This is a genomic window from Mesorhizobium sp. B2-4-6, from assembly GCF_006442775.1.
Classification (GTDB): domain Bacteria; phylum Pseudomonadota; class Alphaproteobacteria; order Rhizobiales; family Rhizobiaceae; genus Mesorhizobium.
The window spans coordinates 58,931-72,873 of record NZ_VFVI01000006.1; the positions used below are offsets into that span (position 1 = coordinate 58,931).

Below are 13,943 nucleotides of genomic sequence, written 5' to 3' on the forward strand. Positions count from 1 at the left end.
ACGGACCGAGCGGGCGGTAGTCCGAGGTCAGCCACGCCAGTGCAATTTCAGGAATCTTTCAGCCGCTGTTCAGGACTGGAAACTCCGTGCTCGGCTAGGTTGCGGACAAGACATCCGCGGAATCGCGAAATGATAAGGAGGGTGGCATGCGCGTGCTTGAAGGCAAACCGCAAGTCCGGCCGCATGCAACGGCAATGGCCGCAACCGCCATTTCGCGCCGCGACTTGATCATTTCTCTTCGGGCGCGCATGGCCGGCCCCGGCGGCTACTACAATTTTGGAAATGCGCTCGGGCTGACGACGGGCATCACAGTACAATTCGCCGCTCTGGCGCAAGCTGGCGGCTCGCATGGGCAAAACACTATAACGGCGGCAGTGGCGGACTACTTCGCCGGCAGCCCCGGGGCCATCGCGTTGACATTGGCAACGCTGGTCTTCTTCTGCAGTGGTGAAATCTATCATCGCGCCTGGGCGGAACGACGAACCCCGGACCAGGCACTGAACCGCCTGGGGGACCTATTGTCGGGGCTCGGCGCGATCGGGCTCGGCGTGGCTCTGTACCTGCTTGGCGATCCACTGCTGGCTGCAACATCCGGCCTGCTGCACGCCTTGGGCAAATTCGGCAGCGCCTATCACCAGCCCGGCACGCCTGCCTTTATCGGCTGGCCCGGCACGTGGCCGGACCCATTCCGCAGCGCCGTCCTTGCAAGCCGACTGCCCGCCATCGCGGCGGCGGCCGCGCAGTCATGGCTGGCACTTCCCGCCACCGAAGCCGGCGGACCACTGTCTGCTATCGCCGGTTCGACCACGCTGCTCGTCTGTTACCTGCTCTGGGCGAAAGCGGATCTGATGCTTTTCCGCAGCAGCGCGTGCAACGCGGTCGAGAAAAAGACCGACGATACCGCGTCCCTGCCCTTCATCTGATGTAAGTGGAGATAAAAGCCATGTTCGGTAGCTCTCAAGACCAGGAACCTACCCTCTCACTCGACGACGCTCTTTACCCGATGCAGACCCGGATCCGCACCATCTGCGTGTTCGGCGGCGCCAAGAAGGGCAACGACCCGCGGCTAGCCGAGGCAGCCACGGCACTTGGCGACGCAATCGGATCGGCAGGTATCCGCCTGGTCTATGGCGGCGGCGGAGAAGGCTTGATGGGCGCGGTCGCGGCCGCCGCGGCGACTGCGGGTAGCGAGGTCATCGCCATCGCACCACGCTTCCTTGTCGAGCGGATGAGCATGCCGCGCGGTGTTGTCCAGACCATCACCGTTCCCGACATGCATATGCGCAAGCGGCTGATGTTCGACTACGCGGACGCTTTCGTCGCGCTGCCGGGCGGCATCGGAACGATCGAGGAACTGGCCGAGGTCATGACCTGGCGCAAACTGGAACGGCACAGCAAGCCGATCCTGGTCGCCAATTTTTGCGACTTCTGGTCGCCTTGGCTCGAACTGCTCGACCATTTGGAGGATGCAGGATTTCTCTGCGGCCAGGTTTCAGCAGCGTGTCTTGTTGCCGATGCACCGACCGCCATCGTGCCCATGCTTCAGCGCGGCGTCTGCTTCTCGCAGGACAGGTTGTCGCTTGCCGAACATTTTCGCTCGGCCTCGCGCCCCGGGACCCAACTCTTTTCGGCACCGCCACTTTGATCGACAGGCCCGTGGCAGCGACGTGTGGACCAAAAGATGACAATCGCCCTCACCGAAGACCTTCTTGCCAAGTTCGACCGCAGGATCGAGGACACCGGCTCGGCGCCCGGGATTAAGATCCTCGATGATCGCGACTATCTCGCCATCCGCGCGCGGCTGCTTGCCGAACGTCCGCCGGGCGCAGTCTGGGTGTTCGCTTATGGTTCGCTGCTATGGAACCCGTGCTTCGATTTCGAGGAGCAGCGAAGAGCAACGCTGCATGGCTGGCATCGCTCGATGCCGACGCGGCGTTGCCGCCACCAATCGTGGAGATCGACCATGCATGTGAAGGCTGACGGGATTTCACCCTCGGTGCTGGCGCGAGAGGAAGCGCTTAACATCCTCTCGAAGGTTGGCACCGGGTTCTGCTGCGGCGACGCCAACGAGATGCTGGCCTATCTCGACCGGCTGGCACCACTCGACGCGGCCATCGCTCCTGCCAGCGAGCGGCCTGGAACATGGGGTTGGCTTCGCAGCACCATTCTGGGCGGCCTCTTTCGCACTTGACCTTGCTTGCGTCTACCGCTCCGATACCAGACGCGCAACGAAGCGCGGCTATAGGGGCAAGGGCTTGGCGCAACAGATCGGCAGCGCGGTTCTCGATCTCGACTTGGGTACGCTCAGGCGGGACGGCGAGATCGTGCCGGTGCGACCGAAGACCTTTGAGCTGCTTGCCTTCCTGGCGCGCAATCCAGGCCGTGTCCTGAGCAAGGACGAATTGCTGCAGGCGGTTTGGCCGGGCATCACGGTAAGCGAGGATTCGCTCACCCAGTGCATTCGCGACGTACGCAAATCGATCGGCGACGAGGCGCAAGCGTTGATCCGCACGGTCCCCCGGCGCGGCTATCTGTTCCTGGCCGCCGACGACCAGCCGGCCGCGACGCCGGCCATCGTTGCGCTCACCGCCACGCGCGCGGCCGAGCCGATGGTTGCCATTCTGCCTTTTCGTGTCGATACGGCGGACGCTACCGCCAAGACGCTGTTCGACGGCGCGGTCGAGGAGATCATCAACGCGCTGTCCTATTTCAAGACCATCACCGTTTTGGCCCGGCATTCGGCCTTCGCGCTGTCCGGGCATCCTTCCGAAGATATCGGCGCGACCGCCGAGCGCCTCGGCGCCGACTACATCGCGGAAGGCAGCGTCGAACCCGCCGGCGACGACTACAACGCCCGGATCGTGCTCACCGAGACCGCGTCTGGCCGGCGCATCTGGGCGCAGGGCTTCACCTTCGCCAGGGAGGGCATCTTCGCGTTTCAGAAGACAGTGGCGCAACGCATGGCGACAGCGCTGGTCGCCAATGTGGAAAGCGCGGCCATGCGAGGCGGCCAGCCTGCGCCCGCCGCCAATGTCGAGGCCTACCTCCATCTGTTGCGTGGCATAGCGCTGCTGCGCAGCTATGGCGAAGGCGTCAACCAAGGCGCGCGCCAGCATTTTCTCAGGGCCCTGGAACTCGACTCGGCCTCAGGGCTGACGCATGCATATCTGGCGCTGGCCGATGTGATCATCGGCGGTTATTCCGTCGCGTCGCGCGCCGTGCTCGATGAGGCGCGCGACCGGGCGCTGCACGCCATCGCGCTCAGTCCCGACGAGGCGCGCTGCCACAGGATTCTTGCCCTTACGTTGCTCTATCGGAGCCGTGAGGATTACGATGCGGCCGAAAAGCACCTCACCCGCGCACTTCAACTCAACCCATACGATGCGGATACGCTCGCCCAGAACGGTTTCTTCCGAGCAATACGCGGCGATGGCGAAGCCGGCCTTGCCATGCTCGACCATGCCATCCAGCTCAACCCGATGCATCCGTCCTGGTATTATTTCGACCGCGGTGAAACCCTGTTCGTCGTCGGCCGGTACCAAGAAGCGGCGGCGTCCTTTTCATGCCTGCCGCGCAAGGATGCCTGGCATTGGTCGCGGCTGGCAGCCTGCCATGCACTGGCCGGCGACACCGCGAAGGCCAAGGCTTGCGCCAGGGAGGGTCGCCATCTGAAGCCCGGCCTGACCGTGGCGAACATCCTGGCGGACCTGCGCATGGAGCGCGCGGAGGACCGGGACCGATTGCGCCTCGGTCTCGAGCGCGCGGGTTGGGACCATGTGGGCTAGCAGCGCCTCGTAAAACATAGCCGCAGCCCATCCTTCACGAAGGAAATTGCGGGCGCTGGTCATATCGATTCCGCTCAAAAGAGCTGCAGTGCTTGAGAAGACCTCCCACCTAACATCCGGAGCCCAGACGTTCCCACTCAGCGGGGAGATGCGCTTGAGCAGGCCATCTGGAATGAAGCGGCGCCGTTGCGTAAATGGGTCACTGCTCGCTCGATATAGACCGTATTCCAGCTTCCTGATTAGCACGACGACGGTGATGACGCCCCGCCGATCCGTTTCCGTGCCGTTGGAGGAAACGCCATGAGCCTTGCTGACGGGCTCCTGGCCGGGCTGGCGCTCGGCAGGCCTGTTGCGCGGCCGTGTGATGTTCGCGGCGAGCTTGGTCTGGGGACCTACGTCGGCCTGATTGTCGCCTTCTACGACCGCGTCAGAGCGCCGCGCTCAAATACGGCACACGCGGAATCCACATCAACGCGATTTGCCCCGGCCTGATCTGGACGCCGATGGCCGATCGGATTGTTGGCGACGGTCAGGCGATGCGCTTGCGGCGATGGAAAGAGCATTCCGATGGGGCGGGTCGGCCGTCCGGAGGAAATCGCAAATGCGGTGCTCTGGCTTTGCAGTGATGCTGCCGCTATGTGACGGGACAATCCATCTCCGTGGATGGCGGCTTCGTCATGCGCCGACGGAGGTATTGAGATCGGCGATCTTCGCGGCTGCGGGCGCCAAGCTCAAAAAGTAGATTATTGGATGACGAGCATCTTCGTTCGAAATTTGCCCTGCAGCCAATCCAAAAAGCGCGAATGCGAGAGTTGCGGGGACGAAAATGGGCCGTTTGAGGTGCATCATGTTCGTCATCTGAAGGACATGCAGGACAGCCATTGGCCTCCAGCGCAGAGTAGCACGGCAGCGCAAGACGGCAGTCTTGTGTCGGCCATGCCATCTGGCGCGACACCAGGTCGAGAGCGCTCGTGGGCGGAGAGCCGTGTGCGATGAAAGTCGCACGCACGGTTCGGAGGGGGCGCAGGAATATCCTCATTGAGGTGTCCCGCGCCTACCCTATCCGAGCCAGGGTCTCATCCGGCTCCTCTGCGGGGGAATGTTTACCGAAGATCATACTTGAGATCTGCATTGTCATGCCCCGCGCAACCGTTCGGCAGCTGGTCTGCCTCCGGACCAGACGATTTGATCATCCGGACAGGCGATGTACTTTCAACGCGCCGTCCTATGGTGTTGAGATACTCGCAGACCAATCGCCGGCGGAATACGGTATTGCGAATCGGGTTTGCCTGCAGACAGTCGAAGCGGCGGCTTTGCAGTAGAATTAAACGAAAACCGCCGGTGCGCAGTTATTTGAGCGGAAGATAAAGGTCCACGACGACTTCATGCGCCCGTATATCTGCGATGGGGACAAGTTGTCGCCGCGCGTAGATCGGGAAGTCACGCAACTCTTCTCCGCTTTCCGGGAGCCAGTCACGATAGAGGTATAAGGCCGCTGGTTCGAGGTTGTTGGTATTTCCAGGGTAGCGCAAGACGGCACAACGTCCCCCGGGTATTGTGCCAGCCTTCATCCATTCATCCTCCCTGGAGATCGAGCGATCGGTACTGACACAGAGGTCCACGCTGTAGTCTTCCGGCACGGCAGGCTCCCTTTCGGATCGGAAGACCATAAAGCTTGATCGCCCGGATCCAACCGACAGGCCAGATGCCTCACACCAGGCCCTGAAGCGCTCGGACGTTTCCTTGATTTTCGCGCGGCTACCGCGATGCTCCATGATTGCCACTGGCATATCGGGCACGTCGAGGATGGTGACGTCGTCGCGTTCGAAAATGATCTGCATGGCTTTGCCTCTCGCATTGTCCAAAGGCCCGAAGGCCGAGAGCCACGAAGGCCAATCGGGTGACTTCCGAAAGGACGACGGCGATTGCGCTAACCGTTGCCGGAAGGCACGGGCGAACGCATCAGGGGTGTCATATCCGGCATCCATCGCTATGGCAGTGATCGTTTGAGTATCATCCCATGCAAGTGTTTGAGACGCACGCTTTAAACGCGCGAGTTGAACATAGCGATGCACGGACAACCCAAAGGTTGCCGAGAACTGCCGGTGGAAGTGAAATTTGGAAAAAACTGCAACATGACTGAGCACCGCAAGGTCCAGTTCATCATCGAGATGAGCATCGACATAAGCCAAGACCCTTCGCATTCGAGTCCAATAATTTTCCTGTGCTGCGGTCATCCAACTCCCTTCGTGGCGCACTCCTTATGTACCCCAGGGCCCACCTCCGCTCGTCCGATCTTGCTATAGCGATAAAGCGAGCACCGTCGATTGAAGCTGTCTAGAACCGTCCAAAGAGGCGAGATCTATCGTTGTTCCGGTGATATTGTTTCGGAAGGCTTGTCGATGCGATGGCTCGAACAGCTGAACCTCGGGCCTCAGCTGTTGAACTCATTCTCCTATCCCCAGAATGACAGAAGATGCTCATTCGCGCGGCGTTGCCCCTGTAGGCGTCCGGCAATCGCTGCGGGCTTTCCGGGTGCCGGGTTCATTTGACCACCGGTCGGCGCCAGCGCAGCCATCGTTTCTTCGTCGGGGTGGATCACCTCGACCTGTGCGCCAGCAGCCCTCAGAATGTCGACGCCGGCTTCGACAGGCACAACGCGCATGGCTTGGGGAGGCGAACGAAACGCGAGTATCAGTATGCGCTCGTAGCCAATTGCGAGATCGGCGTTGTCCGACGAGTAGTAGCCACCATCAATATAATGGTGGCCGTCAAAGAACATCGCGGGCGAACCGAAGGAAGCTGTGGTCGCAATGATGGCGTCAACCAGATCAATACCGGACTCCCGATCAAATGCGCGGCGTTCTCCCGTTTCCGCGTTCACGGCGGGGATCAACACTCTCTGCTTTGGCCAAGTCCGCGAGGAAAGCTGGCGGGAAACGGTCGCCCGCCGATCCGATGCGGTCCCGGCACCGACAACCAACGCAAGCTGACCGTATCGCCGGAGTATTTCGGTGGGACTACCGCCCGACTGCTTCGCATCGTCCACACCCGCCCTGATCCGAGCCCAATCGATCTGGGGCGGTTGTTCCAACGAAGGGCCGTCGGGTCCGACGCGCTGCTGATAGAACTCCTTGAGCGATCTGCCGCTTGTCAGATCGACCGCAACCCTTGCCCCCGCCGAGGTTCCCACGAGCAGGTCCGTATCCCGCACATCGAGCCCACTATCGGCCATGCCTGTGACGAGGCCAATTTCCCATGAGCTTGCGACGTATCCGCCGCCTGCCAAAATCAAAGCCCGTCGTGTCTTACTCAATTTGTCGTTTCCGTCAGCACGAATTTTCCGGCCCGCGACTGCAAGGCTAACCGGTGCCCTGGCGAAAGGAGAGGACCCGGGTCACGGTTTGCAGCCTCAGATCGCCACCGAGATACCTATCGATGCCGTCCTTTCGAACGCAATCGGAGCGTATGGCTGTGAGCCATGTTTGCGTCTTCCGTTTCAGGGAAGCTGCGAACTAGAACACGCCTCCGCCTGCGCCGATCTCCTGCCCGGTAATCCACCGCGCTTCATTGCTCGCCAAGAAAAGGGCGACGTCCGCCACATCCTCAGGTTCGCCAACTCGCTTGAACGGCGATGCCTCGGCGGCCACGCGGCGATCGCGCTCCGGCAATAGGTCCGTTTTCGTATAGCCTGGAAGTATCGCATTGACGGTGATGTTACGCGGTCCGAGCTCCTGGGCCACGGTGCGGACGAGTTGTTCGATGGTTCCCTTACTCGCCAAATAAAGAGCGTTGCCTGGTATAAGCATTCTGACGCCGCCAGTCGACGTGACAATGATGCGGCCACCGTTCCGCAGGCGCTTTGCCGCCTCCTGGAGGATGAAGAAGACGCCTTTGGCGTTGACGTTGAATACCTGATCGTATTCGTCTTCGGAGAACTCGACGAACGGTTTTATAACTGCCGTGGCCGCGTTCGCGACGACGATGTCGATCTCTCCGAAGGCCGTCTCGGCCTCGTCAAACAGGCGCCGGATGTCCTCGACGCGAGACATGTCAGCTTTCACCGCGAGCGCCTTGCCTTCGCCTTCGGCGATTGCCCGAACCGTGTCGTTCGCGGCCTCATGGTTCGAAACGTAGTTGACGACGATTGCAGCTCCTTCACGACCCAAGCCTTCTGAGACGGCTCGGCCGATGCCGCGGGAGCCACCCGCGACGATCGCGACTTTGTCGCGCAAATTATATTTGCGGTGATGGGGGATCGACATTTCACATCTCCTGGGTTGCGCGCGAGAAGTCATCTCATGAGGCTATGAAACGTCCGCCAGCCGTCTGTTGAGGCCGGTGCGAAGGTTCACACCGAACTGCAGATAGGCCTTCAAAGCACAAAGCGTGTAGGTCCAGCCGGCATTCTGACCGAGGGCGAGGTTCACACCATCCTCGTCAAGTTCAAAACTCGCATCGATGACCGTTACGACCGTTGCGTCAGGACCATCGGCGTCGAACGAAATCGTCGTGCGCAGCAATCGCCCGAGCGCCGACGATTCATAAACGATCTTGCTGTCCTTATTCACTTCGAGGACGTCGATTCCGACCTTTGCGCCGACGTCGGCGAACTCCCAGGTCACATGCGCGCCTTCTTCCAACGGACCGCTTGCACCGCTGATGAAGTAATTGGCCATTTTGACCGGATCGACGAAGGCGTCGAACACCTCGCTAATGGGCTTGAGAATTCGTTCTCGGACTTTCACATCGAAGGTCATCACTTGTCTCCTCTTACTTTACTCCGTGTTTCGTCGCGCACATCGGGCGAGAGCCGAGCTGGCCGTTGGACGTTGCCTCGGATGTTCCCTTGTGGCCGATCATCCAATCGCTGCATCCGCACGCCCTCGATCGCATAACGTGCAAACAGGAAATCGTGGATCGCCACGACCCGCTCTTCGTCGAACGACAAGGCGATGAAATAGGCCGGCTCGTCGAGCGATACCTCGCGATCGTAGACGAGCATGGCTGGCCGTCCCTCGACAACGCCGGCGCCAAATATCCACTGCTCGCATGCCGCATAGCGGCCGTAATATTCGCCGACCATCGATTTCCCCCGCCGGGTCAGCTTCGACACCAGGTCGAGGCGGACGTCCTCGGCAAGCATGGCGCGCACCGCGTCGAAATCGCCGCTCTGGAAGCCATCGACATAGGCGGCGAGGCGATCCCGCATCTCGCGGGTCAGCATTGGCTGCTCGATATTGTCCGGCTCGTTGGCGAAGCTAAGCAATGCGGTACGTCCGCGTTGCAGCGCCGATTTTGCGGCCGCCGCGCTGACGCCATTGACCTCCGCGACTTCGTCCACCGAGTGACCAAGCACATCCTTCATCACCACCGCGCTGCGTTGCAGGGGTGGCAGTCGCATGAACGTGCGGATCGACAGGGACGCTGCCAAGGGATCGAGTTCGGCCGAAGCAGCAATCATTTCCATGGTCTCCAGGTCTTCGATCACCGGCGCGCGGCGGCGCTGGCGCAGGAAATCGAGCGCCGTGTTGTGAGCGATGCGAAACAGCCAGCCTTCGGGATTCGTCAGTCCCGCATTGCACCACGCTGTAGCCCCCTTCAAAAAGGCGTCTTGCACGATGTCCTCGGCATCGATGGTCGAGCCCACCATGCGCGCGCAATAGCGGTGCAACGCTGGGCGCATTGCGGACAACAACCGTTCGAGTTCCTGCTGGTGGGCGCTCATCGATCAGGCTTGATGACTATGGCGGTAGCGCTTTGAGCATCGATACCGCTCAACCCTCTTTGCATACGACCCCGGTACTTTCGTTGTGCTGCGGTCATCGTGTTCTCTTCTGGTCCACTACTTTTGCACACCTCGACCCAGTGCCACTCGTCCGATCTTGCTATTATGACAACGTCTTGCGAGCCGATCGACTAGCCTCAATCGAGCGGGAAAGGCTGCATGCCGGCTCGAATGCCGTAGGCCACGCCTGGTGTGTAAGCAGGGTCGGCGAGCCATTCGGCGACCTGCCGCCCGACTTGTCGGGGTTCGAGATGCGCGCCGTAACGCGCTAGGATATGCTCATCGATCGTGATCCCTTCGGCTTCGGCATAGGCCGCCGCGACGCTGCGTCCAAGGTCGGTCCCGGCCATCAATTGTGCGGGAACGAGAACCTGAAAGCGGATGCCGAGTCCGCGCTCGCGAGAGACCGCATTGGCCTGGTGTGCCATGAACCATACCATGCGCTTAGCGCCGATATAGCCGCCGGACATGCGCAGATCTTCCGGCTTTATGGCGGGCATGCTCATCACCATCGCCGCTCCGCTCGACGTCACGAGTACGCGCGATCCCGGTCGCAAGGGCTTGTCGAGCGCTGCCTGGATGCCGACGAACGTCGCCCTGACATCGGTGTTCCAGATCGCCGAGAAATCCTCCCAATTCTGACGGTCCAACGGTTTTGCGACCAGTCGAGCGCCGGCGTTGAGGATGAGGATGTCGGGATCGATATCATCGATCGCGCTCGCAATCAGATCAGCATCCGTCGCGTCGCCGGCGACTGTTCGAGCACCGCAATCGCGGGCAGCGGCCAGTCTGCTTTCGTCTCTGGCGATCGCGGTAACTTCTGCTCCCTGAGCGGCAAGCGACCGGACCATCTCCAGTCCGATACCTGAGCTCCCGCCGGTGACGATCGCCCGCTTGTGTCCCACTCCAGCCATTGTTGCCTCCCTCTCAAGCCACGCGCACATGCGCGACGGTGGTGAGGATGGAATCGAACCGTGCAAGCGCCGTGATCTTCGGAAAATAGGCTTGCATGCGCTCGTCGCTCTGCATGGCCTTGACGGCATCGCCGTCTCGCCACCGGGACACGATGACGACCTTTGCGCCATCCGCCGCCGCCAGCAGGCTCGTCGATATCCAGCCGTCCAAGGTCGAGATCACCTGATCGACATTCGCCTGCAGCAGCGACAACAGGTTTTCCTGATTGGCGGGTTCGCAGGTCAGGACGTTCACGAGGGTGACGCCGTCGCGCCCAGAAGTAATGTTGCTCATATTGAACTTTCCATGAAACACCGGGGATCGGCGTTCTCTGCAAGGTTAGACGTTGCGGTTGGTCGAAACGGATCGCAGATCGGAAGATTTTTTCTCCTTGGAGCGAGCCAGACTGGGCGGGTCCGAGCAAACTCATTGGCGAGGAATGCCACTGCTTGCATCCTGAGCCGAGGGATCGTTCCGAGAAACCGCGGCCGTTCGGACGTCAGGCGGCAGCAATTACTTGGATTTCGACCAACAAGTACCTCATCGACCTCGCCGCGCCAGAGGGGCTGATCGTCGCGCGAACATCATTTACGGTGAGTTAGCACGAACCATCCCAGTAACCGGACGGTTCCGGCTCGCCGGGTCATGATCCTTCAGGCTGGAAACAAAAACGCCGCCGCGGGATCGAAGAAGATTTGTCGGCCCGCAACGTCACCGACGTTGCTCCGATCGGTCGAATCCGAAATCGGCCTGGCATCGATCTCGTCGCCCCACTCGGTACGGGCCACGACGCGCCGGCGGTCACCAAAGAAGGCCGCATCGACGATCTCGACGGTGAGTGATGCGTTCCCCTCGACAGGCCTCATGCGGAATGCTTCCGGCCGCACCATCAGCCTGGCCTTCTGGCCGCGTTCGAGCTCGTGCGTCGTCTTCACGCCCTTAACGATGGAGCCGTCGGCCAGCCGCACGCTGGCCGTGCCATTCTCGCTTTCTAAATGCTCGGCTGCGAGGAAATTCGAGTTGCCGATGAAGCCGGCAACAAAATCGGTTGCGGGTCTAAGGTAGAGGTCTTCGCCGGTGCCGATTTGTTCGATGCGGCCATCCCTGAAGAGCGCGATGCGGTCCGACAGATGCAGCGCTTCTTCCTGGTCGTGGGTGACGTAAAGGATGGTGACGCCGGTCTCGCGATGGATGCGGCGGATCTCGGCCTGGATCTCCTCGCGCAGCTTCTTGTCGAGCGCCGACAGCGGTTCGTCCATCAGAAGGATCGGCGGATCATAGGCCAGCGCACGGGCGAGGGCGACACGCTGCTGCTGGCCGCCCGAGAGCGCCGTGGGCAGACGCTCGGCGAAGCTGTCCAGCCGCACCAGCGAGAGCATGTCGGCGACCTTGCGCTTGACCTCGGCATCGGGCCGGCGGCGGACGCGGAGAGGGAAGGCGACGTTTTCGGCGACGCTCAGATGTGGGAACAGCGTATAGCGTTGGAAGACCATGCCAATGTTGCGCTTGTGCGAGGGCACCGACAGCAACGACTTGCCTTGCAGCAGCACGTCGCCGGAGGTCGGATCCTGGAAGCCGGCGATGGCATAGAGCGTGGTCGATTTACCGGAACCCGACGGTCCGAGGAAGGTCAGGAACTCGCCCTTCGGAATGTCCAGCGTCACATCGTGAACGGCGGTGAAGGCACCGAATGCCTTGCGCAGTTTGCGGATCGAGAGAAAGGGTTGGGTCATGTCTGCAGCTTTCGGCGTAAGAGTGCCGTCACGATCATCAAGGCCAGCGTGAGCGCGACCAGCATGCTGGAGGCGGCGGCGATGACGGGGGTGAGGTCCGAACGGAGGCTCCCCCAGATTTTGACCGGCAAGGTCTGCAAGGCGGGACTGGCCATGAAGATTGCCACCACCACCTCGTCCCAGGAGGCGAGGAAGGAAAAGATCGCGGCGGAGAAGATGCCGATGCGGATCGACGGCAAGGTGATGCGCAGCTTCGCCTGCAGCGGGCTCGCGCCGCAGACGGTGGCCGCGTCCTCGATCGACTTGTCGAAACCTTCCAGCGCGGTGGCGATCGGGATGACGGCGAAAGGCAGGGCCAGCACGGTGTGGGCGATGACGAAGCCGATCGTGGTGCCGCCGAGGCCAAGCCGCAGGAAGAAGGCATAGATCGCGATGGCGAAAACGACGACCGGCAGGACCATCGGCGTCAGCAGCAGTCCGCGCAGGATCTCGCGGCCGCGGTACTGGCCGCGCACCAGCGCGAAGGAAGCGAGCAGGCCGATGGCGACGGCGAGGGTTGCGGTCATCGTGGCGATGCGGGCGCTTGTGAGCGCGGCCTCGACCCAGGACGGATCGGCAAACAGCTCCTGATACCATTTCAGCGTCCAGCCGGGCGGCGGGAAGGCCAGCCAGCGCGACGAGCCGAAGGAGAGGAGCACGATGAAGACCACGGGCAGCAGCAGGAAGGCCGCGACCAGCGCCGTGAAGGCAAGCAGCGCGACCTTCAGCCAGCCAAGGCGGTCATAGTCGAGCAGCATCTCAGCCGCCTCCCGTCGTGCGTCTTGCGCCGACCAGGCGCAGCTGCAGAGCATAGAGCGCCATGGTGACGACGAGCAGGATGAAGGCGGCGGCGCTCCCCAGGCCCCAGTTGAGCAGCGACTGGATCATCTGCGCGATCATTTCGGCGAGCATCATGTTCGACGTGCCGCCGAGCAGCGCGGGCGTCACGAAATAGCCGAGCGACATCACGAAGACCATCAGCCCGCCTGCGGCGATGCCGGGCAGCGACAGAGGCAGCAGGATGCGGCGGAGGGCGGCAAGCGGGCTCGCGCCGCAAAGGGCGGCGGCGCGCAAAATCATCGGATCGATCGCCCGCAAGGTGCCGACCAGCGGCAGGATCATGAAGGGCAGCATGATGTAGACCATGCCGATGGTGACGCCGGTGAGATTGTTGATGAGCGGCAGCGGCTGGTCGATGATGCCCACACCCATCAGCGCCCGATTGATGACGCCGGTGCGCTGCAAGAGCACCATCCATGCATAGGTGCGGGTCAAGAGGTTCGTCCACATCGACAGGATGATGATGCCGAACAGGATCGAGGCGAGTGCCGGCGGCATGATCGCCAGCATCCAGGCGACCGGGAAGGCGACTAGCACGGTGACAATGGTGACGACGAAAGCGACGAGGAAGGTGTTGAAGAATACACGCGCATATGTACCGTCGCCCAGCAACGCCGCATAATTCTGCAGGCCCGGAGCGGGATCGGTGACGCTGCGCAGCAAAAGCGCCAGCACCGGCACGACGAAAAACATTCCGATCAGGATCAACGCTGGAAGCAGGCCGCCGAGGCCTGCCGGTATTCGAGGGGTTGCCATCCCTTGCTGCTCTTCCACCGACATGGCGGTACCCCCGGATTGCGGATC

Annotated in this window: 16 protein-coding genes; 5 read left to right on the forward strand and 11 right to left on the reverse strand. The window is 61.6% G+C overall.

All coding sequences use genetic code 11. The features are described from left to right. Positions 1-146 precede the first annotated feature (146 nt). The 5 genes from FJ957_RS16975 to FJ957_RS32455 all read left to right on the forward strand — a co-directional run bounded on the left by FJ957_RS16975 (position 147) and on the right by FJ957_RS32455 (position 4,427). A complete protein-coding gene (locus FJ957_RS16975) occupies positions 147-923 on the forward strand; it encodes a hypothetical protein (RefSeq protein ID WP_181180598.1) in 777 nt (258 codons plus the stop codon). A gap of 80 nt (positions 924-1,003) precedes the next feature. Then, positions 1,004-1,645, forward strand: coding sequence for a TIGR00730 family Rossman fold protein (locus tag FJ957_RS16980; protein WP_181180599.1), 642 nt, complete (start codon positions 1,004-1,006; stop codon positions 1,643-1,645). Between the two features lie 36 nt (positions 1,646-1,681). Continuing rightward, the gene (locus FJ957_RS16985) at positions 1,682-2,191 is read left to right on the forward strand and encodes a gamma-glutamylcyclotransferase (RefSeq protein WP_140833224.1); all 510 of its coding nucleotides are present in this window, start codon (positions 1,682-1,684) and stop codon (positions 2,189-2,191) included. A 64-nt stretch (positions 2,192-2,255) separates the two neighbouring features. Then, on the forward strand, positions 2,256-3,785 hold the full coding sequence (locus tag FJ957_RS16990; RefSeq protein WP_181180600.1) for a winged helix-turn-helix domain-containing protein: 1,530 nt from the start codon (positions 2,256-2,258) through the stop codon (positions 3,783-3,785). Between the two features lie 567 nt (positions 3,786-4,352). Beyond that, positions 4,353-4,427: a hypothetical protein gene (locus FJ957_RS32455; protein WP_281407683.1), complete on the forward strand. Its 75-nt coding sequence runs from the start codon at positions 4,353-4,355 to the stop codon at positions 4,425-4,427. A 33-nt stretch (positions 4,428-4,460) separates the two neighbouring features. Here the strand turns inward: FJ957_RS32455 and FJ957_RS17005 are convergent, their stop codons facing one another. The 11 genes from FJ957_RS17005 to FJ957_RS17055 all read right to left on the reverse strand — a co-directional run bounded on the left by FJ957_RS17005 (position 4,461) and on the right by FJ957_RS17055 (position 13,895). Continuing rightward, positions 4,461-4,667, reverse strand: coding sequence for a hypothetical protein (locus FJ957_RS17005; RefSeq protein WP_140833230.1), 207 nt, complete (start codon positions 4,665-4,667; stop codon positions 4,461-4,463). 467 nt (positions 4,668-5,134) lie between these two features. Then, positions 5,135-6,022, reverse strand: a complete 888-nt coding sequence (locus FJ957_RS17010; RefSeq protein ID WP_140833232.1) for an AraC family transcriptional regulator — start codon at positions 6,020-6,022, stop codon at positions 5,135-5,137. A gap of 218 nt (positions 6,023-6,240) precedes the next feature. Further along, entirely contained in the window at positions 6,241-7,101 is an 861-nt protein-coding gene (locus tag FJ957_RS17015; protein WP_181180601.1) for a patatin-like phospholipase family protein, read from the reverse strand. A 199-nt stretch (positions 7,102-7,300) separates the two neighbouring features. Next, positions 7,301-8,050, reverse strand: a complete 750-nt coding sequence (locus tag FJ957_RS17020) for an SDR family oxidoreductase (RefSeq protein ID WP_140833235.1) — start codon at positions 8,048-8,050, stop codon at positions 7,301-7,303. A gap of 42 nt (positions 8,051-8,092) precedes the next feature. Continuing rightward, a complete protein-coding gene (locus FJ957_RS17025) occupies positions 8,093-8,545 on the reverse strand; it encodes an SRPBCC domain-containing protein (protein ID WP_140833237.1) in 453 nt (150 codons plus the stop codon). Next, the gene (locus tag FJ957_RS17030) at positions 8,545-9,513 is read right to left on the reverse strand and encodes a sigma-70 family RNA polymerase sigma factor (RefSeq protein WP_140833239.1); all 969 of its coding nucleotides are present in this window, start codon (positions 9,511-9,513) and stop codon (positions 8,545-8,547) included. The genes FJ957_RS17025 and FJ957_RS17030 overlap by 1 nt, the downstream gene beginning before the upstream one ends. A 197-nt stretch (positions 9,514-9,710) precedes the next feature. Next, the gene (locus FJ957_RS17035; RefSeq protein ID WP_140833686.1) at positions 9,711-10,487 is read right to left on the reverse strand and encodes an SDR family oxidoreductase; all 777 of its coding nucleotides are present in this window, start codon (positions 10,485-10,487) and stop codon (positions 9,711-9,713) included. 13 nt (positions 10,488-10,500) lie between these two features. After that, positions 10,501-10,821, reverse strand: a complete 321-nt coding sequence (locus FJ957_RS17040) for an antibiotic biosynthesis monooxygenase (RefSeq protein WP_140833241.1) — start codon at positions 10,819-10,821, stop codon at positions 10,501-10,503. 359 nt (positions 10,822-11,180) lie between these two features. Further along, positions 11,181-12,260, reverse strand: a complete 1,080-nt coding sequence (locus tag FJ957_RS17045) for an ABC transporter ATP-binding protein (RefSeq protein WP_140833242.1) — start codon at positions 12,258-12,260, stop codon at positions 11,181-11,183. After that, positions 12,257-13,057, reverse strand: coding sequence for an ABC transporter permease (locus tag FJ957_RS17050; protein WP_140833244.1), 801 nt, complete (start codon positions 13,055-13,057; stop codon positions 12,257-12,259). The genes FJ957_RS17045 and FJ957_RS17050 overlap by 4 nt, the downstream gene beginning before the upstream one ends. Position 13,058: 1 nt before the next feature. Continuing rightward, a complete protein-coding gene (locus FJ957_RS17055) occupies positions 13,059-13,895 on the reverse strand; it encodes an ABC transporter permease (RefSeq protein WP_246685863.1) in 837 nt (278 codons plus the stop codon). Positions 13,896-13,943 lie beyond the last annotated feature (48 nt).

Bases quoted from the DNA above. Each gene is read 5' to 3' on its own strand.
- FJ957_RS17020 (WP_140833235.1), bottom strand. From the start codon at position 8,050: ATGTCGATCCCCCATCACCGCAAATATAATTTGCGCGACAAAGTCGCG.
- FJ957_RS17005 (WP_140833230.1), bottom strand. From the start codon at position 4,667: ATGGCTGTCCTGCATGTCCTTCAGATGACGAACATGATGCACCTCAAA.
- FJ957_RS17025 (WP_140833237.1), bottom strand. From the start codon at position 8,545: ATGACCTTCGATGTGAAAGTCCGAGAACGAATTCTCAAGCCCATTAGC.
- FJ957_RS16975 (WP_181180598.1), top strand. From the start codon at position 147: ATGCGCGTGCTTGAAGGCAAACCGCAAGTCCGGCCGCATGCAACGGCA.
- FJ957_RS17045 (WP_140833242.1), bottom strand. From the start codon at position 12,260: ATGACCCAACCCTTTCTCTCGATCCGCAAACTGCGCAAGGCATTCGGT.
- FJ957_RS17040 (WP_140833241.1), bottom strand. From the start codon at position 10,821: ATGAGCAACATTACTTCTGGGCGCGACGGCGTCACCCTCGTGAACGTC.
- FJ957_RS16985 (WP_140833224.1), top strand. From the start codon at position 1,682: ATGACAATCGCCCTCACCGAAGACCTTCTTGCCAAGTTCGACCGCAGG.
- FJ957_RS17030 (WP_140833239.1), bottom strand. From the start codon at position 9,513: ATGAGCGCCCACCAGCAGGAACTCGAACGGTTGTTGTCCGCAATGCGC.
- FJ957_RS16980 (WP_181180599.1), top strand. From the start codon at position 1,004: ATGCAGACCCGGATCCGCACCATCTGCGTGTTCGGCGGCGCCAAGAAG.
- FJ957_RS17055 (WP_246685863.1), bottom strand. From the start codon at position 13,895: ATGGCAACCCCTCGAATACCGGCAGGCCTCGGCGGCCTGCTTCCAGCG.
- FJ957_RS17050 (WP_140833244.1), bottom strand. From the start codon at position 13,057: ATGCTGCTCGACTATGACCGCCTTGGCTGGCTGAAGGTCGCGCTGCTT.
- FJ957_RS17035 (WP_140833686.1), bottom strand. From the start codon at position 10,487: ATGGCTGGAGTGGGACACAAGCGGGCGATCGTCACCGGCGGGAGCTCA.
- FJ957_RS17010 (WP_140833232.1), bottom strand. From the start codon at position 6,022: ATGACCGCAGCACAGGAAAATTATTGGACTCGAATGCGAAGGGTCTTG.